This window comes from Bradyrhizobium sp. HKCCYLRH2060 (assembly GCF_051168135.1).
In the GTDB taxonomy this organism is placed as follows: Bacteria; Pseudomonadota; Alphaproteobacteria; order Rhizobiales; family Xanthobacteraceae; genus Bradyrhizobium.
Genome location: NZ_JBNPUK010000025.1, coordinates 25,908 through 49,101 on the forward strand (window position 1 = coordinate 25,908; position 23,194 = coordinate 49,101).

21 protein-coding genes are annotated in these 23,194 nt (G+C 65.9%); 7 read left to right on the top strand and 14 right to left on the bottom strand.

What is annotated here, in order from left to right; translation table 11 throughout:
• Position 1: 1 nt before the first annotated feature.
• Positions 2-736 carry a cytochrome c biogenesis CcdA family protein gene (locus ACQR10_RS31235; RefSeq protein ID WP_315758506.1) on the bottom strand — a complete coding sequence of 245 codons (735 nt, stop codon included), beginning with the start codon at positions 734-736 and terminating at the stop codon, positions 2-4.
• Positions 737-1,038: 302 nt separating this feature from the next.
• Positions 1,039-1,284 (bottom strand): hypothetical protein, encoded by a 246-nt coding sequence (locus ACQR10_RS31240; protein WP_315802553.1) that lies wholly within the window; start codon positions 1,282-1,284, stop codon positions 1,039-1,041.
• A gap of 512 nt (positions 1,285-1,796) precedes the next feature.
• Between ACQR10_RS31240 and ACQR10_RS31245 the strand changes: the two genes are divergently transcribed.
• From ACQR10_RS31245 to ACQR10_RS31255, 3 genes are all read left to right on the top strand, one after another.
• Positions 1,797-3,017: a LysR family transcriptional regulator gene (locus ACQR10_RS31245; RefSeq protein WP_315802515.1), complete on the top strand. Its 1,221-nt coding sequence runs from the start codon at positions 1,797-1,799 to the stop codon at positions 3,015-3,017.
• A 7-nt stretch (positions 3,018-3,024) separates the two neighbouring features.
• A complete protein-coding gene (locus tag ACQR10_RS31250; RefSeq protein WP_015668220.1) occupies positions 3,025-3,420 on the top strand; it encodes a helix-turn-helix domain-containing protein in 396 nt (131 codons plus the stop codon).
• Between the two features lie 439 nt (positions 3,421-3,859).
• Positions 3,860-4,681: an enoyl-CoA hydratase gene (locus tag ACQR10_RS31255; RefSeq protein ID WP_316183504.1), complete on the top strand. Its 822-nt coding sequence runs from the start codon at positions 3,860-3,862 to the stop codon at positions 4,679-4,681.
• On the opposite strand, the gene ACQR10_RS31260 is transcribed toward ACQR10_RS31255, so the two are convergent.
• The 3 genes from ACQR10_RS31260 to ACQR10_RS31270 form a co-directional block, all read right to left on the bottom strand.
• On the bottom strand, positions 4,678-5,757 hold the full coding sequence (locus ACQR10_RS31260) for an isocitrate/isopropylmalate dehydrogenase family protein (protein ID WP_316218375.1): 1,080 nt from the start codon (positions 5,755-5,757) through the stop codon (positions 4,678-4,680). The genes ACQR10_RS31255 and ACQR10_RS31260 overlap by 4 nt on opposite strands.
• A gap of 140 nt (positions 5,758-5,897) precedes the next feature.
• Complete coding sequence (locus ACQR10_RS31265; RefSeq protein ID WP_316183503.1) at positions 5,898-6,965, bottom strand: alcohol dehydrogenase; 1,068 nt, start codon at positions 6,963-6,965, stop codon at positions 5,898-5,900.
• A gap of 231 nt (positions 6,966-7,196) precedes the next feature.
• Positions 7,197-8,264, bottom strand: coding sequence for a CaiB/BaiF CoA transferase family protein (locus ACQR10_RS31270; protein WP_410051462.1), 1,068 nt, complete (start codon positions 8,262-8,264; stop codon positions 7,197-7,199).
• A 339-nt stretch (positions 8,265-8,603) separates the two neighbouring features.
• On the opposite strand from ACQR10_RS31270, the gene glgA reads away from it, so the two are divergent.
• Positions 8,604-10,019: a glycogen synthase GlgA gene (gene glgA / locus ACQR10_RS31275; RefSeq protein WP_316218374.1), complete on the top strand. Its 1,416-nt coding sequence runs from the start codon at positions 8,604-8,606 to the stop codon at positions 10,017-10,019.
• A 164-nt stretch (positions 10,020-10,183) separates the two neighbouring features.
• Here glgA and ACQR10_RS31280 read toward each other — a convergent pair whose 3' ends face one another.
• The 3 genes from ACQR10_RS31280 to ACQR10_RS31290 all read right to left on the bottom strand — a co-directional run bounded on the left by ACQR10_RS31280 (position 10,184) and on the right by ACQR10_RS31290 (position 14,582).
• Complete coding sequence (locus ACQR10_RS31280; RefSeq protein WP_316218373.1) at positions 10,184-12,307, bottom strand: methyl-accepting chemotaxis protein; 2,124 nt, start codon at positions 12,305-12,307, stop codon at positions 10,184-10,186.
• Positions 12,308-12,543: 236 nt separating this feature from the next.
• A complete protein-coding gene (locus ACQR10_RS31285) occupies positions 12,544-13,698 on the bottom strand; it encodes a patatin-like phospholipase family protein (RefSeq protein WP_316218372.1) in 1,155 nt (384 codons plus the stop codon).
• Between the two features lie 62 nt (positions 13,699-13,760).
• Positions 13,761-14,582 carry a 3-hydroxybutyrate dehydrogenase gene (locus ACQR10_RS31290; RefSeq protein WP_316218371.1) on the bottom strand — a complete coding sequence of 274 codons (822 nt, stop codon included), beginning with the start codon at positions 14,580-14,582 and terminating at the stop codon, positions 13,761-13,763.
• A gap of 185 nt (positions 14,583-14,767) precedes the next feature.
• On the opposite strand from ACQR10_RS31290, the gene ACQR10_RS31295 reads away from it, so the two are divergent.
• Positions 14,768-15,664 carry a LysR family transcriptional regulator gene (locus ACQR10_RS31295; RefSeq protein WP_316218370.1) on the top strand — a complete coding sequence of 299 codons (897 nt, stop codon included), beginning with the start codon at positions 14,768-14,770 and terminating at the stop codon, positions 15,662-15,664.
• Here the strand turns inward: ACQR10_RS31295 and ACQR10_RS31300 are convergent.
• Positions 15,652-16,371: a peroxiredoxin-like family protein gene (locus tag ACQR10_RS31300; protein ID WP_315802506.1), complete on the bottom strand. Its 720-nt coding sequence runs from the start codon at positions 16,369-16,371 to the stop codon at positions 15,652-15,654. The two genes, ACQR10_RS31295 and ACQR10_RS31300, sit on opposite strands and share 13 nt — an antisense overlap.
• Before the next feature lie 85 nt (positions 16,372-16,456).
• Positions 16,457-16,738 (bottom strand): hypothetical protein, encoded by a 282-nt coding sequence (locus tag ACQR10_RS31305; RefSeq protein ID WP_316183496.1) that lies wholly within the window; start codon positions 16,736-16,738, stop codon positions 16,457-16,459.
• 310 nt (positions 16,739-17,048) lie between these two features.
• On the opposite strand from ACQR10_RS31305, the gene ACQR10_RS31310 reads away from it, so the two are divergent.
• Both ACQR10_RS31310 and ACQR10_RS31315 read left to right on the top strand, forming a co-directional pair.
• A complete protein-coding gene (locus ACQR10_RS31310) occupies positions 17,049-17,468 on the top strand; it encodes a cupin domain-containing protein (protein WP_316218389.1) in 420 nt (139 codons plus the stop codon).
• Between the two features lie 92 nt (positions 17,469-17,560).
• The gene (locus ACQR10_RS31315) at positions 17,561-18,790 is read left to right on the top strand and encodes an MFS transporter (RefSeq protein WP_316218369.1); all 1,230 of its coding nucleotides are present in this window, start codon (positions 17,561-17,563) and stop codon (positions 18,788-18,790) included.
• On the opposite strand, the gene ccoS is transcribed toward ACQR10_RS31315, so the two are convergent.
• The 4 genes from ccoS to ccoG are packed head-to-tail and all read right to left on the bottom strand — an operon-like array spanning position 18,760 to position 23,150.
• Positions 18,760-18,945 (bottom strand): cbb3-type cytochrome oxidase assembly protein CcoS, encoded by a 186-nt coding sequence (ccoS, locus tag ACQR10_RS31320; protein ID WP_316218368.1) that lies wholly within the window; start codon positions 18,943-18,945, stop codon positions 18,760-18,762. The genes ACQR10_RS31315 and ccoS overlap by 31 nt on opposite strands.
• The gene (locus ACQR10_RS31325; RefSeq protein WP_316218367.1) at positions 18,936-21,137 is read right to left on the bottom strand and encodes a cation-translocating P-type ATPase; all 2,202 of its coding nucleotides are present in this window, start codon (positions 21,135-21,137) and stop codon (positions 18,936-18,938) included. The genes ccoS and ACQR10_RS31325 overlap by 10 nt, the downstream gene beginning before the upstream one ends.
• 13 nt (positions 21,138-21,150) lie before the next feature.
• Positions 21,151-21,651: a FixH family protein gene (locus ACQR10_RS31330; RefSeq protein WP_316218366.1), complete on the bottom strand. Its 501-nt coding sequence runs from the start codon at positions 21,649-21,651 to the stop codon at positions 21,151-21,153.
• A 17-nt stretch (positions 21,652-21,668) separates the two neighbouring features.
• The gene (gene ccoG / locus ACQR10_RS31335; RefSeq protein WP_316183543.1) at positions 21,669-23,150 is read right to left on the bottom strand and encodes a cytochrome c oxidase accessory protein CcoG; all 1,482 of its coding nucleotides are present in this window, start codon (positions 23,148-23,150) and stop codon (positions 21,669-21,671) included.
• Positions 23,151-23,194: the final 44 nt, after the last annotated feature.

A 23,194-nucleotide genomic window follows, 5' to 3' on the forward strand; every position in this document is an offset into this window, starting at 1 on the left:
GTCAGCCGAACCTCTGCAGCGCCGGGAACGTCTCGAGCAGCCAGATGCTGAAGGTCGAGACCGCGCCGGTGAGAAAGCCGATGCCGGTGGCGATCATCAGCACGCCCATGGCGCGCTCGATGTTCACGAGATGGCCACGCATGCGGATGAACAGCGCCGAGAACTGTTCGATCATGAACGCCGCCACCAGGAACGGAATGCCGAGGCCAGCGGAATAGACGGCAAGAAGCCCGGCCCCCTTGGCGACCGTCGTCTCCGCGGCTGCGATCGAGAGGATCGCCGCCAGGATCGGCCCGATGCACGGCGTCCAGCCGAAGGCGAAGGCGAGCCCCATGACATAGGCGCCCCACAGGCCGACCGGCTTGGGGATCGGCAGCCGCCCTTCGCGCATCAGGAACGCGATCCGGGTCAGGCCGAGGAAGTGCAGGCCCATCACGATGATGACGATGCCGGCGAGAATGGACAACTGCTCCGACCAGGCCCGGATCAGACCGCCGATCAGCGAGGCGCTCGCCCCCAGCATGACGAACACGGTGGAGAAGCCCAGCACGAACAGTGCGGCCGAGATCATCACCGCGCGGCGCGACGCGGCCGGAGGCTCCTCGCTCTCGATGTGCTCGATCGTGGCGCCGGTGAGATAGACCAGATACGGAGGAACCAGCGGCAGCACGCAGGGCGAAAGAAAACTGACCAGGCCAGCAATGAACGCGGCCGGAATCGATACGTTCTGGATCATGCGAGTCCCGCGATACGCCCCTCCAGGCGCAAGCCGGGGCACGACGCTTCTTGCCGCCGATACGGGGAATACGCAACAGACGTGCCGAAGTTACGGCGCTCAACGATGATCACCGCCTGCAGGCCTTCGCGAGGATTGAGCCCGACGTCCCCGGATCGGAGCCTCGTCGGCAAAGTCCCGCCCGGATGCGGCACGTCCACCCGTTCCAACCGGCTCGTCCGCGAGCCGCTGCGCGCACCACCGCGGGATCACGACATATCACAAATGCGCTAAATGCACCTTTGTGCACACATCGAACTGTGCTATTTCACCACCCGAAGCAAAGGCTGCCTGCGCTGACCCGGCTGCAGCTTCGGATCGCGCAGCTTGTCGGGATTGTCAGCTTGAACCATCTCATCGCAGAGCGATCTCAGATCGTCCTCGCTCAGACGGTTCAGCTTCATACGCAGGTCGAGGATGGCAACCGAGACCAAATGTGCCGATTCGCGATTGCCCGTCGCCGCGAGCGTGGCGCGGCACTGCTCCAGGGATGCAAGCACTGCAAGCATTTGTTCGTCTGAATTGGCCACAGGCGTCGTTTCCGTTCTAGCGTGCGACGAGATGGAGCCGAGCAACTCCCGACTCGCGGATGGCTTCCAAATACGTCATGTCGTTGCTCCCCCGCGCTTTGCCCATGCGGCTCATCCGAGCCGCGCGCCCACCCCCTGGGACGGCACGACGACGTCCTGGCATGGCGCATGGTGAAGACACATCACCGCTCCCCGGCATTCGATGAGTTAGCGCCACGATCCGTTCATCAAGATAGCATGACAACGGACCATCTTCGAATACCATTTCATTGCAGTCGAGGCAAAAACCGTCGATCTTAGGTTCGACTCGCGCTAAGCGTGTCTCTGTCCTACATGATGTGTCAGACCGCGCGTCTGCTGGCGGTAAGACCATGCTGCAGAGAACTGAACGTGGCAGACTCATCGACCCTCGATCGCTCAACCAAATCATGGCACGAACGTGCCCTGCCCGTAATTTATCGGAATCACTCTAGCAGGCGGAGAGAGCTTGTATGCGCGTTGCGGCGGAACGGGGCGTTCCTCAGAAGGAACGCCAGGACCTAGCCGAGACCCCTGCGACGCTGGCGCCAGGGGAGCACGGCGACTCGTCTGCTGCGGCAGGATCGAGCATTGAACTGAGCCGAGAGAGTGGCGGCGCCAAGGGCGCAACGGCGAGCAAGCCGGCAAAAACTGCGACGGGCCGGGCCGCCCCGGCCAAGTCGACCGTGAGCAAATCGGCGCTGGCAAGCCTCACCGACTGGGATGCAGCGCGGATCTTCCTCGAGGTTGTCAGGGCCGGCAGCTTCCGCTCCGCGGCAGAGCGGCTGACGCTCTCGATCAATGCCGTACGGCGACGCATCGATGATTTCGAGCGGCAGATCGGCGCGACGCTGTTCACGCGCGACGTCCACGGCGCTCGGCTGACCGACGAAGGCGCACTGGTGGTCTCTGCCGTCGAACGCATGGAGGCCGCGTCATTCGAGCTGCTGCGCGCGGGCGATGGTCTCGCCGGCGCTGCGTCGGGCGAGGTCCGGGTCGCGGTGACCGAGGGGCTCGGCACGTTCTGGCTGGCGCCGCGGCTGGTCGAATTTCAGCAGAGCTTTCCCAACGTCATGGTCGACCTCTATTGCGCGATGCGCTCGGCCGACGTGTCACGCCACGAGGCCGACGTGGCCATCCATCTCTCCCGGCCGGCGGCGCTCGACGTCAAGCTGGTCCGGCTCGGCCGCATGCACCTGATGTGCTTTGCGAGCGAGAAATATTTGGAGATATTTGGCATCCCAAAGACGATTGACGATCTCGTCAAACATCGCTTGGTTCTGCAGGTGGCGGACGAAGCCGCCGCCAACGCCGCCTTCGCCACCATCTTTCCCGGTTTCGAGCAGCGGGACCTGATCGCGATGACCACCAATGTCTCGAGCGCCAATTACTGGGCCGTGGCGCACGGCGCCGGCATCGGGGTCTTCCCAACCTATGCGAGTGCCCTGGGCGGGAAGATCATACCACTTGAGGTTGACCTCAAGTGGTCCTACGACATCTGGCTGTCCTACCATGCCACCACCGGACGCATCCCTAGGGTGCGTCACATGATCGACTGGCTGGTCGAGGCCTTTAACCCTGGCAAATACCCGTGGTTTAAAGACGAATTCATTCATCCACAGCAACTTAAAACAGTATATATGGGTGAACCCCTGACCCATCTATTCGGGGGCTTTCCGATGGAAGGACGGTAAAATCAGTATGAACAAATCAGCGGCAAAGAAAATGAAGCAGCGCAGTGCGGGCAAGCCCGACATCGAGCTCGGCAAGCGGATTCGCCTCCGGCGTGTGGAGCAGAAGATCTCGCAGGCTGAACTCGGCGAGAAGCTCGGCGTGAGCTTCCAGCAGGTCCAGAAGTACGAGAAGGGCGTCAACCGGGTCGGCGCTGCGCGTCTGCAGCAGATCGCCACCGCGCTCGACGTGCCCGTGACGTTCTTCTACGACGGCGACAGCAAGGCGCGCGAGGTCGAGAGCCTCCTGTTCCTGGACTCAGCCTTCAGCCTGCGGTTGCTGCGCGCCTACAGCAAGATCAAGGACCAGACCGTACAACGTCAGCTGGTATCCTTGATGGAATCGATCGCAGCGAACGAAGAATAGGCAAGGCTGTCTGATCCGTCAGACAGATCTGCCCGTGATGGATATGGACCATCTTCGCTCGAGGGCGCAACTTGGGGGCGCCAGGCTTTGCCAGCTCGGGCGAGTTCACTGCCTCGGCTCGAGGCCGAGTGATCGGCGCGGCCGGCACACCGGCCCTTCTCGTCCGCCCAGCGATCGCTGCGCGGTCTGAGGCTCCGTCGCCCTTGTATTCTCGTGCTCTCTGCCGTCATAGGAAGTGGCGGCATGGCGGCGTTTCGGTCCCGTCGGCCGACGCTGATCATGAACGCTGCGCGTCCTCTCCTGGGCCACCCGTGCACAGGTCGAGAGCATCGGCTCCGACGTCCTCTTGCCTGCCCATCGTGGCCTGAACTCACATTGACGCCGTCACCGGCGCGGTGAACGATGCCGGCCGCCTTGCCCTCCCTGCCGACGGACCCTCATGCCGACCATCTCCGAGCTCCCCACCACCTTCGCCGAGGGCAAGATCCTCATGACCAGAGCGAGCGACGGCGTCGGCATCATCACCTTCAACAACCCGGATAAGCGCAATGCGATGTCGCTGGAGATGTGGGAGGGGCTCGGCCAGGCCCTGGTCGCGCTGCGCGACGATGACGCGATCCGGGTCGTGGTGCTGACCGGCGCCGGCGGCAAGGCCTTCGTGTCCGGCGCCGACATCAGCCAGTTCGAGCAGAGCCGCCACAACGCCGCGGCCTCGGAGGCCTATGCCGAGCGCAGCGCCGCCCAGCGGGCGCTGCTCGCCGGCTACCCTAAGCCGACGATCGCCTGCGTCAGCGGCTTCTGCCTCGGCGGCGGCCTGCAGATCGCGATGCTGACCGACATGCGCTTCGCCGCCGCGGACAGCCAGTTCGGCATCCCCGCCGCCAGGCTCGGCATCGCCTATGGCTATGACGGCCTGCGCAACCTGGTGTCACTGGTCGGCCCGTCGCAGGCGCGGCTGCTGCTCTATACGGGCCTGCGGGTCGATGCCGCGGAGGCGCTGCGCATCGGCCTCATCGATCGGATGATCCCCAACGACGAGCTGCTGCCGGCGACGCTGGAGATCGCCCGCACCATCGCCGGCAATGCGCCGCTGGCGGTCAAGGCTGCCAAGATCACCATCGCCGAAGTGCTGAAGGACGAAAGCCGGCGCGACATGGAAGCCATCAAGCGGATCGGCGACGCCTGCATGGATTCGGAGGATTTCCGCGAGGGCCGCCGCGCCTTCATGGAGAAGCGCAAGCCGGCCTTCAAGGGACGCTAGAGCGCCTCCAGCACCGCCTTGGTCACGTCGATCGTGCCGGCCTTGCCGCCGAACTCGAACGGCTTGAGGCCGGAAGCATAGACCCGGTCGACGGCCAGCTCGATCCGCTGCGCCGCTTCGGCTGCGCCCTCGATGCCATGCGTGTCCGCCAGCCAGTCCAGCATCATCGCGGCCGAGAGGATCATCGCGGTCGGATTGGCCTTGCCCTGCCCCATGATGTCGGGCGCGGTGCCGTGGCAGGGCTGGAACACGGCGTGGCGGTCGCCGATGTCGGCCGACGGCGCCATGCCCATGCCGCCGACGAGACCGGCGGCGAGATCGGACAGGATGTCGCCGAACATGTTCTCGGTGACCAGGACGTCGAAATCCCACGGGCGCTTCACCAGCATGAGCGCGCAGGCATCGATGTAGAGGCGGTCCGTCTTCACGTCCGGATGAAGTTGAGCGACCTCGTCGAAGATCTTGCGAAAGTAGGCGAAGGCCTTGAAGACGTTGGCCTTGTCGACGCAGGCCAAAGTTCCCGAGCGGCCGCGCGCGCGGCGCCGGGCGGCGAGCTTGAAGGAGAAGTTGAACAGCCGCTCGGATGTCTTGCGGGTAATGACGAGGGTCTCGCGCGCCTCCTCATGTGTCACCACACCTTTGCCCATCGAGGCGAACAGGCCTTCGGTGGACTCGCGGATGACGACGAAGTCGATGCCGTGCTCGGCGGCACCAACGATCGGACTCGGCACGCCCGGGATCAGCCGCGCCGGCCGCACGCCAGCATAGAGGTCGAAATGGAAGCGCAGCTCGATCTGCGGCGCGATCTCGGTGTTGTCGGGATAGCGCACCGAGGGCAGCCCGCAGGCGCCGAGCAGGATCGCGTCCGCCTCTTCGCACAGCCGGATCGTGCTGTCGGCGATCGAGACGCCGGTTGCGAGATAGTTGTTGGCGCCGGCCTGGGCCTCGGTGAAGCGGAACGACAGGCCGGCCTTGGCCTCGACCTTGCGCAGCACCTCGAGCGCGGGCGCCATGACTTCAGGACCGATGCCGTCGCCGGGGAGGACTGCGATGTGGAGTGAATTGGTCGAGGGCATGGGCGACGCTTTCGAGGACGACATCAATGAGCCGTCATGCCCGGGCTTGACCCGGGCATCCACGACTTTCTAACGCCGCGGCGCCAAAGACGTGGATGGCCGGGTCAAGCCCGGCCATGACGAGCGGACGGAGTTGCGATTTACGGCGTCAGCACCGCACGGCCGACCAGCTGACCCTTTTGCAGATCGTGCAAGGCATCGTTGGCCTTGGACAACGGCATCGGCGTCACCGGGATCGGGGCGATGTGCTTGGCGCGGACGAGATCGAGCAGCTCCTTGGTCTCGCGGAGATTGCCGACATAGCTGCCCTGGATGGTGACCGCCTTGATCGGAATGAGTGGCAGCGCCCACGGCGCGCCGCCGCCGAACAGGCCGACGATGACGAGCTTGCCGCCCTTGGTCAGGCAATCGAAGCCGAGCTGCGCGGTGGCGGCATTGCCGACCAGGTCGATGACAGCGCGGATCGGCTCGCCTGCGGCCTTGTTCAGTTGCTCCAGCGCATCCGGCGCCTTGCCGTCGACCGCCGCCAGCGCCCCGGCCGCCAGCGCCGCCTCGCGCTTGCGCGCGTCGATGTCGACCACGATCGCGCCCTTGCCGCCCATGGCCTTCAACAGCGACAGCGCCATCAGCCCGAGGCCGCCGGCGCCGAAGATCACGATCGGCGTGCCGAAATCCTTCTCGACCTTCTTGAGCGCGCTGTAGGTCGTGACGCCCGAGCAGGCGTAGGGCGCGGTCGTCACCGGATCGAGGCCCTTGAGGTCGATCAGATGGCGCGGATGCGGCACCGTCATGTGGTCCGCATAGCCGCCGTCGCAATAGACGCCGAGCGAGGCCGGCTTCAGGCACATGTTCTCGTCACCGGCGAGACAGGTGGCGCACTTGCCGCAGCCGATCCAGGGATAGACCAGCACGACGTCGCCGGCCTTCAGCCCGCCCTTCTCCGCCTCGGTAACCTCCGGCCCGAACGCCACGATCTCACCGGCGCTCTCATGGCCCATGGTCCGCGGCAGCGACACGCCGCGATCCTTGAGCGAGAGCGGCTTGCGGCCGTGGCCGAGATCATAGCCGCCCTCCCAGATGTGCAGATCGCTGTGGCAGACGCCGGCTGCCTTCACCTTGATCAGCACCTGCTTGCCGAACGGCTGCGGCGTCGGCTCGTCGACCTCGGTCAGCGGCGCATTGAAATCGGTGACCTTGAAGCTCTTCATGCTTTCACTCCCGTCGTCCGGCGCGGCCAGGACCGGACGGCGCATCGACGGGACGAGCGGCGCGGCTGCGCGCGGCAACGGCGCCTTTCGACCTCCTCCCGGCATGAGCGCGTCCGGCTGGTCCGGACTGTTCTTGCGATGTCGCGACATTGGCTGGAAACGCGTGGAGCGGCAAGGCTGCGCGCAGCATGTGCGGTCATGGCAGCCCTGCAGCGTTTTGCCTCAGCGAGCTCAAGGTTTTGCAGCGTCGCTGACGCCAGCCTCGCGCAGGATGTCCTCGGTGTGCTCTCCGAGGCTCGCGGCCCGGGGGCCGGCCGCAACTTTCGCCTCCGACATCCGGAACGGCAGGTTGACGACCTTGAAGTTGCCGGCTGCATCCTCCACATCGGCCAGCGCGCCGCGATGCGCGATCTGCGGATCAGCCAGCGCATCGGCCACGCTGCGGTAGGCCGAGCTGGGTACGCCGCCCGCGTTCAAGGCCTCCAGGCATTGGGCGACGTCGAGCCGGCGCGACCAGGCCTCGACGCCATCCATCAGCGCCCCCCAGTTTGCCCGCCGGTCGGAATATTTTGCGAATCTGGGATCATCGACCCAGTCCGGATGGCCGATCACGGTCATCAGGTTCTGGAAGGTCTTCTCGCTGGCGATGGCGATCATCACATAGCCGTCGCGACACTCCGCCGGGCCGAAGGTCGGCCGCGACGGCTGCGCGACGGGAAATTGCGACCATTGGATCTCGTTGAGCGTCAAGCTCAGCATCGATTCCAGCATCGAGCAGTCGATGTGCTGGCCGCGCCCGCTGCGCTCGCGCTGATACAGAGCGGAGGCGATGGCGCCGAACGCGTAGGTCCCGGTGACGACGTCGGCATGATAGATGCCGCAATAATCGGGCCGGCTGCGCCCCGGCTGGTAGGCGAGATGCGCCATGTCGTAGCCCGAAGCCGCATGGATCACCGGGGCATAGGCCGGGAGTTCCGCCGAGGGGCCGGTCTGACCGTAACCCGAGATCGAGCAGTAGATCAGCCGCGGGTTCAGCGCGCTCAAGGCCGCGTAGTCGAGCCCGAGCCGCTGCATCACGCCCGGGCGGAAGTTCTCGACCAGGATATCGGCCTCGGCGACCAGCCGACACACCGCGGCGACACCGTCGCGCGACTTGAGGTCGAGCACGACGCTCTTCTTGCCGACGTTGAGCTGACCGAAAGCGGTAGAGCAGCCATGACGCATCGGAGGCCGGGTGCGCATGGTTTCACCTTCGACTGACTCGATCTTGATCACCTCCGCTCCCATATCGGCAAGCATGCGGGCACAGTGCGGGCCGGCGATGGTGGTCGAGAAGTCGAGGACGCGCAGTCCCTCGAAACATCCTGTCAAACGGCTCTCATCGTTTCCCACTAGACTCACCCTGGCAGCTCCCTGGTTTGAACTCTTCTCGCTCGGCACCGAGGCCGAAGCTCCGCTTTGCCGTCGCCGATTCACAAAGCGTAAGCCATCGATCGTCGTGCAGGTCGTTTCTAGATCGAACCATTCGATGTCGAAAGCGTTTGGCCTTTCGCCGCAATGCGGCAACGCTTTTCTTCATGACTGAATTTGGACCTTTTCTTGCATAGGACGAACATGGGGCTTGATCGAGGACATCTCTTGCGGGTTCTGTTCGTTACGACCGAAATGGACGATTTCGTCCGGGTGGGCGGACTGGCTGCCGTTTCGGCGGCACTTCCCCGGGCACTGCGCTCACATACCGACGTCAGGATCATGCTGCCCGGCTACCGGGACGTGATCGAGCAACTCACTTACATCGAGATCGTCGGCCAATGTGCGCCTCTGGCAGAGATGCCAGGCTGCGCACTGGGACGGTCGTCGACCCGCGATGGCCTGCCGGTCTACGTCCTGCTCTGCGACGAGCTTTATGACCGGCCGGGCAACCCATACGGCGACGAGAACGGGCAGGACTGGGCGGACAACGACATCCGTTTCGGCCGTCTCGCCGCCGCCGCCGCCGAGCTCGCGGCGGGCACGCTGGACAAGAACTGGGCAGCCGATCTGGTCCACGCCAATGATTGGCAGGCCGCATTGGTGCCGGCCTATCTGGCATGGCGCGGGGTCGACGTGCCGTCGATCCTGACCATCCACAACCTCGCCTATCAGGGCCTGTTCCCGCGCGAGTCGCTGCGCCGGATCGGCGCCCCCGAATCCTCGTTCCACATCGACGGTCTGGAGTTCTACGACAAACTGTCCTTTCTCAAGGGCGGTCTGGTCTATGCGTCGCATCTCACCACGGTCAGCTCGACCTATGCCCAGGAGATCACGACGCCCGAGCTCGGCTGCGGACTGGAGGGCCTGCTCCGGCAGCGCTCCAATGCCCATGAGCTGACCGGCATTCTCAACGGCATCGACGAGAGCTGGGATCCCCGCTACTGCCAGCAGCTGGCGCAGCCCTTCGCCGCGGGCGACTGGAAGGGCAAGAAGGCCAACGCCGACTACGTCCGCAAGCAGTTCGGGCTGGCCGTGTCGCGCGGGCCGATGTTCGGCATCGTCGCGCGCCTCGTTCATCAGAAGGGCATCGACCTGGTGCTGGAAGCCGCCGATGAGATCGTCGGCGCCGGGGGCCAGATCGTGGTCACCGGCACCGGCGAGCCGGCCATCGAGCGCGCCCTGATGGAGGCGCACCGCCGCCGGCCGGACGCGATCGGGGTCGCCATCGGCTTCAACGATGCGCAGGCGCGGCGCATCTTCGCCGGCAGCGACTTCACCCTGATGCCGTCGCGCTTCGAGCCCTGCGGCCTGAGCCAGATGTATGCCCAGCGCTTCGGCTCGCTGCCGATCGGGCACCAGACCGGCGGCCTCGCCGAGACCATCACAGATGGCGAGACCGGATTCCTGTTCGAGAAGCCGTCGGCGGAATCCTTCCTCGGCGGGGTGAAGCGCGCGTTTTCGGCGTTCACCAGCACCGAACGGCTGAACGAGATGCGGCTTTCGGCGATGGCCCGCTCGTTCAGTTGGGACCTGTCGGCAGCCTGCTACAATGCGCTGTACCGGAAGATGCTGGCGTCTTAAGCCGGGACCGGCTGTCGTAGCCCACATGAGCGGAGCGACATGCGGGACGATTTCAACGTTCGGAGCAGACCCCGGATATCGCTGCGCTCATCCGCGCTACGGCCAAATAACAAAAGCCCGGACATCGTCCGGGCTTTTTCTTGGGCGCTTGAAAGGCTGGCTTCTTACGCCGCGCGGACCGCTTCCAGGAAGCTGCCGACCTCTCGCTTGAGGCGGTTGGAATCTCCAGCCAGTGACTTGGCCGACGACAGCACCTCGGCGGAGGCCGAGCCCGTCTGCGAGGCGCCACGCTGCACGTCCGTGATGTTGGACGAGACCTGCTGGGTGCCGTGGGCGGCCTGCTGCACGTTGCGCGAGATTTCCTGCGTTGCCGCGCCCTGCTCTTCGACCGCCGCCGCGATCGCGGCGCCGATCTCGGCGAGCCGCTCGATCGTCGAGCTGATCGCCTGGATCGAAGTCACCGATTCCTGCGTCGCGGCCTGCACGCCTGAGATCTGCTGTGAGATCTCCTCGGTCGCCTTCGCCGTCTGTTCGGCGAGCGCCTTCACCTCGGTCGCAACCACCGCGAAACCGCGGCCGGCATCGCCGGCCCGCGCCGCCTCGATGGTGGCGTTGAGTGCAAGGAGATTGGTCTGTCCGGCAATGCTGTTGATGAGCTCGACGACGTCGCCGATGCGGGCTGCGGCCTGCGACAAATCGGCGACGCGCCCATTGGTCTGGCGCACCTGCTGCACGGCGTCGCCGGCCATGCGCGCCGACGCCTGGACCTGACGGCTGATCTCGGTCACCGACGAGGACAGCTCCTCGGTGGCGGAGGCGACCGACTGGACGTTGGCGGACGCTTCCTCCGACGCAGCCGCCACCACCGTGCTGAGCTCCTGCGATCGGTTCGCCGTGTTGGTCAGCGTATCCGCCGAGGTTTCGAGCCCCGAGGCCGCCGACGACACGGTGTTGACGATGTCGGCAATCGTCGACTCGAAGTTGCGCGTCAGCGCATCCAGCCGCCGGGCCCGATCGATCTGCGCCTGCGCATCGCGCTGCGCGGCCTCGTCCGAATCCTTCTTGGCGATCAGCGCGTCCTTGAAGATCTTCAGCGCGCGCGCCATCGCGCCGATCTCGTCCTTGCGGGACTCGTTCGGAATGTCGGCGCTCAGCTCGCCATTGGCGAGGCGCAGGGTCACGCCGGTCAGCCCGACCAGCGGGCCGATGACGCCACGGACGACGCCGAGCACCACCGCCACCGACACCAGCGCGACAACGAGCAGGATTCCGAGAGCGGTGAACAGGCGCAGCCGCGCGGCCTCGATCGACTGATCGATGGCCTGGTGCGCCGACGTCAGCGCCGCATCGCGCAGCACGATCACATTGTTCAGCATCGGCGTGGTCCAGCGGCCCCACTCCTCGGAGGTGACCGGCGAAGGTTGACCGTCGCGCGCAGCGGTGACGATCTGACGATAACGGCGCTCGCCGTCGCCCATCAGCGTCGAGCGGACATGTTCGAGCGCAGAGCTGACGTCCGGATTGTCGCGCACGCTGCGGGCCGCGAGCTCCATCTGCTGCCACAACAGGGTCACCTGCCCGCTCTGTTCGGTGACCTCGGCGAGGCGTGCCGGCGTCCAGTTCAGGCTCTGGATGAAGAAGCGAAGAACCGCGGAGCGCGCACCATTCACCGTCCGCATCGATTGCGACAATTGTGCGAGTTGTCCCGACGGCAGCAGGTTCTCGACGTCGCCGCCGACGCGCGACAGCTCGATTGCGGTCGCGTCGATCGCGGCATTCAATGACTCGGCGGCGCGGCCGAGGCCGTCGATCGTTGCCGCCTGGATGTTGGCCGGACGCTGCGCAAAGGGCAGCCCCACGGCACCGCGAGCCGCCGACCGGATACCGCGAAGGGTCTGCTCGGCGGCGTCGATGCTGCTGGTCGCCAACCCCGCCGCCTTGGCGGATGACTTGGCCTGGTTGAGCAGATCGTCGGTGCTCGCGATGGTCTTGTCGAGCTTGGCAGCATCGTCGGCCGAAGCGGGCGCCGGAGCAGCCAGCAGATTCCAGATATTCCGTTCGAGCGGGATCTGGGCGTTCACCTTCATCGCCAGCTCGAAAGCGTCAAGGACGCGTCGCGCCTGCTCGCGCTTGACTAGATCTCCCCACCCGCTCCATGCGAGCACGAATGCAAAGGCCATGGCGAAGAAACCGGTCAGCAGATTGCCGGCCAAGATCTTCCATTTGAGACTGATCGCCCCGGTCTCCGGCTTGATCGTCTCATTGTGCAGCACCGCGCGCTCGGACATTGCCTATTCCCAATCAAATACCGTTGCCCGGCCGGTCGCGCGCGTATCGGCTGATGCGCGCTTGCGCAGCGGCCCTTCGGCGACGTTCCCGCACGGTCGGCAGACAAGATTGCGGCGACCGCCGCGCCACAATGATTAAGAACGAATGACGACTAATCCCTTAAAACAAGTTGATCCATGCGGTATCGGAATGCCGAAATGCTGCACCATTAGGATCGGGTCAGCGCATCGGCCTGCTACTCGGCTGCCGCTGCAAGCTTGATCGAGGGATCGTGCAACACCACGCCGGCGAGCGGATCGTGCTCGCCCGACCAGGGCATGCGCTCCAGGACCGACTGCGTGTGCTGATAGCCCGCAGTCCAGCGTGCGATGATGCCCCGCTCGGTGAAATCGATATCCTTGGTATGGCTCTCGCGGTCAAGCTGCGGGGCCAGCAGCCGGACGACATGCATCCGCGTCTGGCAGCCGTGACTGATGAGATCGCGGACCGCCGGATCGTTGCGGGTCGACTCGGGCAAATGGACCGCGAGCTGATTGATGATATGGCGCAGCCGATGCGTCTGCTGCTGACGCGCGATATGGCTGGAGATCCGGCTCGAATACTGCACGTCCTTGTGGCGGTTGAACACCTCCGCCATGGTCGTCGGCTCGGCGCCTTCGGGATTCCACAGATGCACCGCGAAGATCAGCGAGCTCTTTCGCGGATTGTCGTCGAACACCACCTCGGTCGGCGTGTTCGACAGGATGCCGCCGTCCCAGTACAATTCGCCGTCGATGCGAACGGCCGGAAACGCCGGCGGCAGCGCGCCGGATGCCAGGATGTGACGGACATCCAGCGCGTCGTCGCGGCTGTCGAAATAGCGCATCCGGCTCGTCCTGACGTGCGCCGCCCCGACGGTGAGGCGCACATCGCCATTGTTGAGACGATCGAAGTCGACGAGCTCCTGCAGCGTTTCGCGTAGCGGGGCGGTCGAGTAGTAGCCGGCCTGCTCGGCCCCGAGCGGATAGGCCTCCCCGGCATGCGCCAGGGCGTTGGGGCGGAAGAAGCCCGGAATCCCGTGCGTCACGGTCGTCCAATAGGACAGCCGCTCGTTGAAATCCGGAAAGGCCGTGCGTACCGTCCAGGCTGGCCGCCGGTGCATCCGCTTCCAGAACTCCCGCAGCCGCGTCATGCGCTCCTGCACGGGGCTGCCGGCGATGAGCGCGGCATTGATGGCGCCGATCGAGGTGCCGATCACCCAATCCGGCTCCAGGCCGGCCTCGTGCAGCGCCTGATAGACGCCGGCCTGATAAGAGCCGAGCGCGCCCCCGCCCTGCAGCACGAGAACCACCTGCCCGGGCAGCTTGCCGCGATCGATCATCGCGCGCATCGTATCGTCGATCTCGGCCATGTTTCCCTCCTGGTGCATTGTCCTGTTCGCAGACTTCAGGTCGTTGTTACATCGCCCGACCGTCAATGTGCGGTCCAACCACCATCGACCGGCAGGGCGACACCCGTGATCGATGCGGCGGCATCGCTGGCGAGAAAGACGGCAAGCGCACCGATCTCCTCCACCGTTGCGAAGCGCTTGTTCGGCTGTTGCGCCAGCAGGACATCGCGGATGACCTGATCGCGGGAGATGCCGTGCGACCTCGCCTGCCCGTCGATCTGCGCCTCGACCAGCGGCGTGTAGACGTAGCCGGGACAGATCGCATTGCAGGTGATGCCGATCTCGGCCGCCTCCAGCGCCGCGACCTTGGTGAGGCCGATGATGCCGTGCTTGGCAGCAACATAGGCCGATTTGAACGGCGACGCGACGAGGCCATGCGCCGAGGCGATGTTGATGATGCGGCCGAAGCCATTCCGCCGCATCGACGGGAGCGCCAGCCGCATCGTGTGGAACGCCGACGAGAGGTTGATCGCGACGATGGCATTCCACTTGTCGACCGGAAACTCCTCCAATGGCGCGACATGCTGAATGCCGGCATTATTGACCAGTACGTCGATACGGTCGAACTCATGCAAGGTGTCGTTGATCATTTGCTCGATTGCCGCGGGCTGCATCATGTCGGCGGCGGCATAGCCGGTCCGCACACCGAACTCGGCTGCGATGTCCGACCGCATCCGTTCGATGTCCTCCGGCGCGCCAAAGCCGTTCAGCACCACATGTGCCCCCGCGCCGGCGAGCGCCCGCGCGATGCCGAGGCCGATACCGCTGGTCGAGCCCGTGATCACCGCCACCTTGCCGGACAACGGACGTAACGAGCGCGGGGTCGTCATCGTATCTGCAGCCATGGCTGTTCCTTCATCCGTTTCGAAGATTGCTCGAGGCGAGAACAAACTGCCGGGCTGCCGCGACGAATGGAAATGCCGTTTGGCTCGCCCCACGATACGGTTTCGCTATCGCGATCGTTGATGCGATGCGCGGTCTGCTAGGATATTGCATCCGGGACGTCGGCCCGGTCGAACGGAGCTCTCCCATGGAAATGCATCAGGTTCGGTATTTTCTTGCCGTTGCCCGGCTGCTGCACTTCACGCGCGCGGCCGAGGAATGCAACGTGACGCAGCCGTCGCTGACCCGTGCGATCAAGCAGCTCGAAGCCGAGCTCGGCGGCGATTTGTTCCGGCGTGAGCGGCCGGCCGCACAACTCACCGAGCTCGGCCAGCGCATGCATCCACTGCTGAAGCAATGCTACGAGGCTGCCGTCGGCGCGCGAACCCTGGCCTCGTCCTTCAAGAGCGGAGAGCTCGGCACGCTCCGGATCGCGCTCGCCGACTCGGTCGACCTTGCGCTGCTGATCCCGCTGCTCGATCAGCTGCAGCGCCAGTTCAACCAGCTCGAGCTCAGGTTTCTGCGCGGCAGCAGCCGCATGATCGCAGAGCATCTGAAGAACGGCGAAGCAGAGCTCGGCATCGCCTCGGAGATCGACGAGACCTGGGATCGGCTGGATGTCTGGCCTCTCTTCACGGAGGACTTCGCGCTCGCCGTGAGCAGCCGGCACCGGCTGGCGGGGCAGGACGCGATCACGATCGATGATCTCAGTGGCGACGCGCTGCTCTGCCGCAACTACTGCGAACATGCGGACAGGTTGCGCACGCTGCTCCGCGAGCGCGGCATCGACCTCGGACGAACTCATGACGTCCACTCCGAACGCGACCTGATCGCGCTGATGGAAGCCGGAGTCGGCATCGGTGTGGTGCCGCAAACGACCGCGCTGCCGGAGACCCTGCATCGGGCCGCGGTCGACGGACTCGACGTGCGGCGCACCGTGCATCTCTACGGCGTTGCCGGACGTGAACGCACGGCGGTTGCCTCGACCGTGATGCGCATGCTGCGCGGCAGGAACTGGCAGGAATGGCTCGGTCAGCTGTCCTGAGCTGCGGCCTGGCGAAGCGCTTCGACCAGATCGTCGATCTCCATCCGCTTGCGGAAATCAGGATCGACGAAGCGCGCCTTCACGAGGCCGTCACGCCCGACCACGAAGGCAGCCGGGATGGGCAACACCCAGCCGTCATTGCCGTGGAAGCTCGCCAGGTCCTGGTGCGCCAGCAGTTGCTGGATCTCACGACCAAGCCAGATCGCGAGGTTGAGCGACAAAGCATAGCCGTTGTCGAGATCCGTCAACACCGGGAAGGTGGCGCCGGCGTCCGATTTGAACTGCTGCGTGAACGCCTGGAGCTCCGGCATGATCGCGACGATCGCGCCGCCCGCGGCGTCGATGCGCTGCTGCGCCTTGATCACCGCGCGAACGTTGAGCCGGCAATAGGGACACCAATGGCCGCGGAAGAACATCACGGCGACCGGCCCCCGGACGAGGCAGGATTGCAGACTCACCAGGCGGCCAGCCTCATCGGGCAGGACGAAGGGCGGCATCGTCTCACCGGGCCGCGGCGCAGTCTCGCCGCCACCGTTTTCTCCGAGCCGCGCCACCAGGCGGTCGACGGCGGACGCATAGGCCGGAAAGATCTCGCGACCCGCAGCGGCATAGGCCTCGAGTTGCTGCCGCAGGGTGCCCTGTATCTCCCTGCATTGCAGGAAGGCCTGTCTGAGCCGCTCGGCATCCGCGGGTGAAAGCACTGTCATGAGCTGCTCCGGCACGTTCAGGACCCCAACCATGATAGTTTCCCGGGCAAGCCGACCACAAGGGCGGCCTGCCCGGCTGTCGCGCTCAGGGCCGGTAGAAATTGCCGGTGGGATCGAGCATGCCGGACGCGGAATAGAGCTGCCCGTCGCTCATGAAGAAGACGGTGTTGTTCGGCACCTTCCTGGCGTGGCGCATCATGGCCCGATGATTGGCGTCGCCGGTAGCCATCGTCATCATGCTGGTCTTGCCGGCGCTGTAGACATAGGCCATGCCGGGCGCGAGATCGAGGCCGCCTTGCGCAATGGCTGCGGTGGCAGAGACCGCGACCACGGCCGCGGCAATCAAGGTCTTGGACAGGCGGGTCATGGATATCTCCTCCTCATGAATGCTGTCGCCCGTCATCGGGCATCCGCATTACAAGCGCGGCCTCTCCTGCTTGAGAAATGCCGTTGTCCAATCGCGAGGATAGCGCCCGCCTATCGATAGCGGCGGTCTATCGGCTCCAGAGAAAGGATGCATTTCCATCACGTGCTCTGCTCCCCGATGCTGCGCCCTGCGATGCCCGCTCGGCGCGGGCCGCTGTTCCATCAGAGGAGACAATGACATGTTGATGCAGATCGCAGCTACACGCGCGCGCCGCCTGAGCGCGGCTTTCGTCCTGGCCCTTGCTACGACGATGATCGCGGCGTCCGGCGCCCGCGCCGGCGAGTGTCCGGCCGACAAGATCAAGGCCGGCGTGCGTGAGAAAGCCGACGTCAAGGCAGTCGGCGTGACCGACGTCACCCTTGGCGCGATCGATCTCGCCAAGCAGCCCGCCAATCTCAAGGACCGCGAGCTGCGCTTCCGCAAGCTGACCATCGCGCCCGGCGGCATCGTGCCGTGGCACAGCCACGACGATCGCCCGGCGCTGATCTTCGTTCAGCAGGGCGAGATCGTCGAATATGCCAGCAACTGCGCCGAGCCGATCCTGCACAAGGCCGGAGATCTGAGAGCCGAGGTGTTCGGCACGTCGCATTGGTGGAAGAACGACGGCAACGAGACGGTCATCCTCTATGTCGGCGACGTTCGCAAGGATCCGCACGACCATAACATGTAGATCGCGTACCTCCGCCAGCCGCCTTCGGATCGCCCCTTCAGGCAGGCGATCCGGACACGGCCGCGTTGCGCTGCCGAGCCGAGGAGATGACCATGACGGATCTGTCCGCACGATTGCCGATTGGAGCCCACCATGCGAATGCACGAACGGCGGCGCGGCGCGCGGTCCTGGTCGGCCTGCTCGCCCTTTTCAGCCTCGTCGATCTGTTCGCGGCGCAGGCGATGCTGCCGGTCCTCACGCGCTACTATCAGGTCAGCGCGGCCGAGATGGGGCTTGCCGTCAACGCCTGCACGCTGGGAATGGCGATCGCAAGCCTTGTCGTCGGCCTGCTCAGCCCGCTGATCGATCGCCGGATCGGCATCGTTGCCAGCCTTGCCCTGCTCGCCGGCTTCACCGCACTGCTCGGCAGCGCGCCGGACCTCTCCATCTTCGCAGGCTTGCGCATCCTGCAGGGCCTGTGCATGGCCTCGGCGTTCGCCCTCACCCTGGCCTATCTCGGCGAGCAGTGCAGCGCCGGCGAAGCCGGCAGCGCCTTCGCGGCCTATATCACCGGCAACGTCGCCAGCAATCTGGTGGGGCGGCTGCTCTCGGCCGGTCTGACCGGGGCCCTCGGCCTCAAGCCGACCTTCTACGTCTTCGCCGCGCTCAATGTCTGCGGCGCCCTGCTCGCCGCATTCGCGGTCGGAGGCACGGCCATGCGTGCGGAGGGAGCGATGCGGCTGCGCGGCGGGGCCATCGCCGATCACCTGCGCGACCGCCGCCCGCGCGCGGCCTTCGGCGTCGGCTTCTGCGTCCTGTTCGCCTTCATCGGCGCCTTCACCTTCGTGAACTTCGTGCTGGTGCGGCCGCCGCTGTCGCTCGGCATGATGGAGGTCGGACTGGTGTATTTCGTCTTCCTGCCGTCGATCGCCACCACGCTGCTGGCGGGCCGGATGGTCGCAAGGATTGGCACACAGGGCGCGATCTGGGGCGCACTCGCGACCGCAGGCCTCGGCCTGGTCCTGATGCTGTCGTCACGGCTCGGGGCGGTGCTGGCCGGAATGGTGCTGGTCGGCGCGGGCACGTTCTTCGCGCAGGCCGTGACCACAGGCTTCGTCGGAAAGGCCGCCGCCCACGACCAGGGCGTCGCCAGCGGGCTCTACCTCGCCAGCTATTTCGCCGGCGGCATCGTCGGCACGGCCGTGCTCGGCCAGTTGTTCGACCGGTTCGGCTGGACGGCCTGCGTCGCAGGCATCGCCGGCGCGCTGGGGATCGCGGGATACCTGGCGCGCTGGTTGACGCCGCCGGACGCTCAGGACCGGCTCGGCGCCGGCTCGGACTGAGACGGCGGGGCCTGCTCATCGTCGTCGGCGATGGCGCGCCAGGCCGCCCCTTCGAGATCCTCATACTGGCCGCTCTTCAGCGACCAGAGAAAGCCGACCAGGCCGGCCAGGCCGAGCGCCAGAGCGAGCGGGACGAGAATGATCATCACTTCCATGACGCGGCCTCCCCGGCCACCTTGCGGGCACGTAGCGCATTCAGCATGACGATGATCGAGGAGCCGGACATCGCGGCTGCCGCGATCAGCGGGGTGACGACGCCGCTGATCGCAAGCGGCACCGCCAGGACGTTGTAGCCGACTGCGAGCCATAGATTCTGCCGCATCAGATGCAGCGCCTTGCGCGCGTAGTCGATCGCGGCCAGCACCGGCGCCAGGGGACGACCGAGGAAGACAAGATCGGCGGTGGCCTGGCTCAGATGCGCGGCCGAGATCGGCGACATCGAGACGTGCGCGGCGGCGAGCGACGGCGCGTCGTTCATGCCGTCGCCGACCATCATGACCTTGACGCCCGCGCGCTTCAGCTCCTCGATAACAGCGATCTTGTCGGCCGGCGTGACGCCCGCGCGCCACGCGCTGATGCCGAGCGCCTTGGCGGCCGCGGCCACCGCCGCCTCGCGATCGCCCGAGAGGATCTCGACCTTGATGCCGCGCCGCTGCAGGCCGGCGACGATCTTGGCGGCGTCAGGGCGCAGGCCCTGGCGCACCGAGAACAGGTACCTGCTATCGCCGCGGCTGAAGGCCACCACCGAGGCCTCGGGATCGACGCCCTTGGTCTGCGCAACCAGCGCCTCGGCGCCACAGAAGGCCGGACGTCCCAGCCTGATCTCGACGCCGTCGACGACGGCGCGGACACCCTGGCCCGGCTCCTCGACCGCGCCCATCAGAGGCGACCGCGCATTGGCGGCCTGGGCCACCGCCGCGGCCACCGGATGATGGCTCGACAGCGCGAGCTGGCCGGCCAGCGCGAACACATCTGCAGGAATGTCGGCGGCGTTGACGACCTCGAGCTCCGGCAGCGTCAAGGTGCCGGTCTTGTCGAAGATGACGTGATCGGCCTCGGCGAGGCGCTCGATCGCATCGCCCGCATTGAGCAGCACGCCGGACTTGAACATCGCGCCCGACGCCACCGTCTGCACGGTGGGAATCGCAAGCCCGAGGGCGCAGGGACAGGTGATGATCAGCACCGCGATGCCGGTGACGATGGCATCGTGCCAGCTCGCGCCCATCAGCACCCAGCCGAGCACGGTGAGCGCCGCCGTCGCGTGCACGACCGGCGCATAGAGCCGCGAGGCGCGGTCGGCGAGGCGCATGTAGCGCGAGCGCGCCTGCAGCGCGTTGTCGAGCAGGCGCGTGATCTCGGCGAGCAAGGTGCCCTCGGCGGCGGCGGAAACCCGGACACGCAGTGTGCCGGAAATGTTGAGCGAACCGGCATAGACGGCGGTCCCCTGCTCGGCCGGTACGTACAGCGTCTCGCCGGTGATCAGGCTCTGGTCGATCTCGGAGCGGCCCTCGACCACGACACCGTCGACGGCGCAGCGCTCGCCGGGCCGCAGCAGCACCAGATCGCCGGCGCGGACGGCGGCGACCGGCACCTCCGAAATCTCGTCGGGACCGATGAACTTGGTCGCGGTCTCCGCCTTCAGCGCGGCGAGATTGCCGGCGACCGCGCGGGTCCTCCGCCGCATGCTCTGGTCGAGATAGCGGCCGACCAGCAGAAAGGTCAGCAGCATGATCGCGGCGTCGAAATAGGCGTGCTCGGCGTGATGAAACGTCTCGACGATCGACATGCCCAAGGCCAGGATCACGCCGATGCAGATCGGCACATCCATGTTGACGTTGCCGGTCTTCAAGGCGCGCCACGCCGAGCGGAAAAACGGCTGGCCGGCATAGGCCGCGGCCGGCAGCGCGATCACGGCCGACAGCCAGTGGAAGAAGTCGCGCTGCTCGGGCAGCATGTCGCTGCCGTTGCCCGACCACACCGGGATCGACAGCATCATCACGTTCATGGTCGCGAACGCGGCGACGCCGAGGCAGCGCAGCAGGAAGCGCGATTCCTCGGCCTCGGTGGCCTCGGCGCTCGCCTTCTCGAACGGATAGGCCTTGTAGCCGAGCTCGGCGAGGCGGTCGATGAACCTGGCTGGATCGAGGGTGCCCTGCTTCCATTCCAGCGCGACGCGGCGGTCGGTGAGATTGACGCGCGCAAGCGTCACGTCGGGCAGCGCGGAGAGGCCGCGCTCGATCTTGGCCATGCAGCCGGCGCAGCTGACACCCTCGACCGCGAGGTCGATGTGCTTCAGGCCGGCGCCGAGATCCTTGACGTAATGGGAGAAGTCACGCGTCACATGCATGATCGGACGTCCTTCAGTTCAGCAGCACGCGGTTCTTCGACAGGAACAGGCGGCGGCCGCTGGAATCGCCTTCGAGCACGAGGTCCCACTGGCCCGGCGCGATCGCCTCCGCGGTGCCTCGATAGATGCCGCCACCGATCTCGGCCAGCGCGACCTCCTGGTCGGCGCGCTTGTCGGCCGGACGCTCGAGCCGGCCCTGGAAGGTCAGGCCAGACAGCGGATTGCCGCTCGCATCGCGTGCGTTGACCTGCACCACCGCCGCGCCGCCTGCGCCGCGCTCGATATGCGCCTCGACCTGCCAGCGCCGCGCCTCCTGGGCGCGCGCCGCCGCGATCTCGTTCTCGTAGCCGAGGCTGGCGCTGTAGGCGCTGTCGACCTCGGTGCCTGGCAGGGTCGAGATCGCCGCCGTCATCATGTAGACGTTGACGCCGATCACCGTCCCGAAGAAGGCGAGAAGCATCGCGAGCACCATGCCTCCGGTCAGCTGGAAGGAAGGATTGGAACGGCTGGCCATTGACGGGCTCCCTTGCTCTACGGGCTGACGAAATTGTCGGTGGCGGAGGCGACGACGCCGAGACCGATATCCGTCACATGGAACTTCACCGGAATCGACTTCTCGGGATTGCTCTCTTCGGGCGCGGTCACCAGCAGGCGCAGCTCCTCGGTCTGGTCGCGTCCGATCACGATCATCGGCCGGTCCGGGGTCACGGAATCGGCGCCGACGACGTGGACGGCGGCGTTGGCCGGCCCTTCGATGTCGATGGCGATGACGCGATCGAAGCCGTGCTTGTTAAGGACGCGCACCGTATAGGCATTGCGGATCGAGCCGTCGGACAGCTTGATCGCGATCGGGTTGCGATCGTGCAGCACGTTGACCTCGAGCAGCGACCGGGTCGCGAGCTTGTAGACCATGGCACCGCCGACCACGGCGATGATCGCGGCATAGACAATGGTCCGCGGGCGCACGAGCTTGTAGATCGGCGGCTTGCCTTCCTGTCGGCGATGAATGTTGATGTCGTTGTCATAGCCGATCAGCCGCGTCGGGCGGCCGATCTTGGTCATGACGGTATCGCAGGCGTCGATGCAGAGGCCGCACTGGATGCAGTCCATCTGGGCGCCGTCGCGGATGTCGATGCCGGTCGGGCACACCGCCACGCATTGCTTGCAATCGATGCAGTCGCCGGCAGGCTGGCCGAGCGCGCGCAATTCGGCGGCCTTCTTGACCGACATGCGGCTCTCGCCGCGGTCATAGCGGTAGGTGACGTTGAGCGCCCATTCGTCGGTCAGCGCCGCCTGGATGCGCGGCCACGGGCACATATAAACGCAGACCTGCTCGCGCATGAAGCCGGCGAGCGTGTAGGTCGTCGCGGTCAGGATCGCGATCCAGACATAGGCGAGCATCGGCCCCTGGAAGGTGACGAGATCCTTCACGAGCGTTGGCGCATCGCTGAAATACAGCACCCAGGCGCCGCCGGTCCACCACGCGATCATCAGCCAGATCGAATGCTTGAGCACGAGCTCCGAAATCCGCTCCAGCTTCATCGGGTCGCCGGAGGCATCCTTCTTCATGCGCTCCCGGCGGTCGCCCTCGATCAGGCGCTCGACGGCATAGAACAGGTCGGTCCACACTGTCTGCGGGCACAGATAGCCGCACCAGATGCGGCCGCCGATCGCGTTCATCAGGAACAGGCCGATGGCGGCGATGATCAGGAGGCCGGTGAAGTAGTACACCTCCTGCGGCCACAGCTCGATGAAGAAGAAATAGAAGCGGTGGTTCGGGAAGTCGATCAGCACCGCCTGGTCGGGCGCGCCGAGGCCGCGATTCCAGCGCACGAACGGCAGGAAATAATAGACGCCGAGACAGAAGCCCATCAGGCCCCATTTGATCCGGCGGAAAGTGCCCGAGACGCTCTGCGGATAGACCTTCTTGTGCGCAGCATAGAGCGGACCGTAATCGTCCACCTGTTGCAGATCTTGGGGCTGCAGGTCGTCCGGTTTTACCGTCTGGTTCATGGCTGGCGGATCATGGCTGGGGTCTTCTCGCAGTTGCGGCCGAA

Excerpts from the sequence above, each read along its gene's own strand:
- ACQR10_RS31235 (WP_315758506.1), bottom strand. The coding sequence starts at position 736 with ATGATCCAGAACGTATCGATTCCGGCCGCGTTCATTGCTGGCCTGGTC.
- ACQR10_RS31240 (WP_315802553.1), bottom strand. The coding sequence starts at position 1,284 with ATGCTTGCAGTGCTTGCATCCCTGGAGCAGTGCCGCGCCACGCTCGCG.
- ACQR10_RS31245 (WP_315802515.1), top strand. The coding sequence starts at position 1,797 with ATGCGCGTTGCGGCGGAACGGGGCGTTCCTCAGAAGGAACGCCAGGAC.
- ACQR10_RS31250 (WP_015668220.1), top strand. The coding sequence starts at position 3,025 with ATGAACAAATCAGCGGCAAAGAAAATGAAGCAGCGCAGTGCGGGCAAG.
- ACQR10_RS31255 (WP_316183504.1), top strand. The coding sequence starts at position 3,860 with ATGCCGACCATCTCCGAGCTCCCCACCACCTTCGCCGAGGGCAAGATC.
- ACQR10_RS31260 (WP_316218375.1), bottom strand. The coding sequence starts at position 5,757 with ATGCCCTCGACCAATTCACTCCACATCGCAGTCCTCCCCGGCGACGGC.
- ACQR10_RS31265 (WP_316183503.1), bottom strand. The coding sequence starts at position 6,965 with ATGAAGAGCTTCAAGGTCACCGATTTCAATGCGCCGCTGACCGAGGTC.
- ACQR10_RS31270 (WP_410051462.1), bottom strand. The coding sequence starts at position 8,264 with ATGCTTGCCGATATGGGAGCGGAGGTGATCAAGATCGAGTCAGTCGAA.
- ACQR10_RS31280 (WP_316218373.1), bottom strand. The coding sequence starts at position 12,307 with ATGTCCGAGCGCGCGGTGCTGCACAATGAGACGATCAAGCCGGAGACC.
- ACQR10_RS31285 (WP_316218372.1), bottom strand. The coding sequence starts at position 13,698 with ATGGCCGAGATCGACGATACGATGCGCGCGATGATCGATCGCGGCAAG.
- ACQR10_RS31290 (WP_316218371.1), bottom strand. The coding sequence starts at position 14,582 with ATGGCTGCAGATACGATGACGACCCCGCGCTCGTTACGTCCGTTGTCC.
- ACQR10_RS31295 (WP_316218370.1), top strand. The coding sequence starts at position 14,768 with ATGGAAATGCATCAGGTTCGGTATTTTCTTGCCGTTGCCCGGCTGCTG.
- ACQR10_RS31300 (WP_315802506.1), bottom strand. The coding sequence starts at position 16,371 with ATGACAGTGCTTTCACCCGCGGATGCCGAGCGGCTCAGACAGGCCTTC.
- ACQR10_RS31305 (WP_316183496.1), bottom strand. The coding sequence starts at position 16,738 with ATGACCCGCCTGTCCAAGACCTTGATTGCCGCGGCCGTGGTCGCGGTC.
- ACQR10_RS31310 (WP_316218389.1), top strand. The coding sequence starts at position 17,049 with ATGATCGCGGCGTCCGGCGCCCGCGCCGGCGAGTGTCCGGCCGACAAG.
- ACQR10_RS31315 (WP_316218369.1), top strand. The coding sequence starts at position 17,561 with ATGACGGATCTGTCCGCACGATTGCCGATTGGAGCCCACCATGCGAAT.
- ccoS (WP_316218368.1), bottom strand. The coding sequence starts at position 18,945 with ATGGAAGTGATGATCATTCTCGTCCCGCTCGCTCTGGCGCTCGGCCTG.
- ACQR10_RS31325 (WP_316218367.1), bottom strand. The coding sequence starts at position 21,137 with ATGCATGTGACGCGTGACTTCTCCCATTACGTCAAGGATCTCGGCGCC.
- ACQR10_RS31330 (WP_316218366.1), bottom strand. The coding sequence starts at position 21,651 with ATGGCCAGCCGTTCCAATCCTTCCTTCCAGCTGACCGGAGGCATGGTG.
- ccoG (WP_316183543.1), bottom strand. The coding sequence starts at position 23,150 with ATGAACCAGACGGTAAAACCGGACGACCTGCAGCCCCAAGATCTGCAA.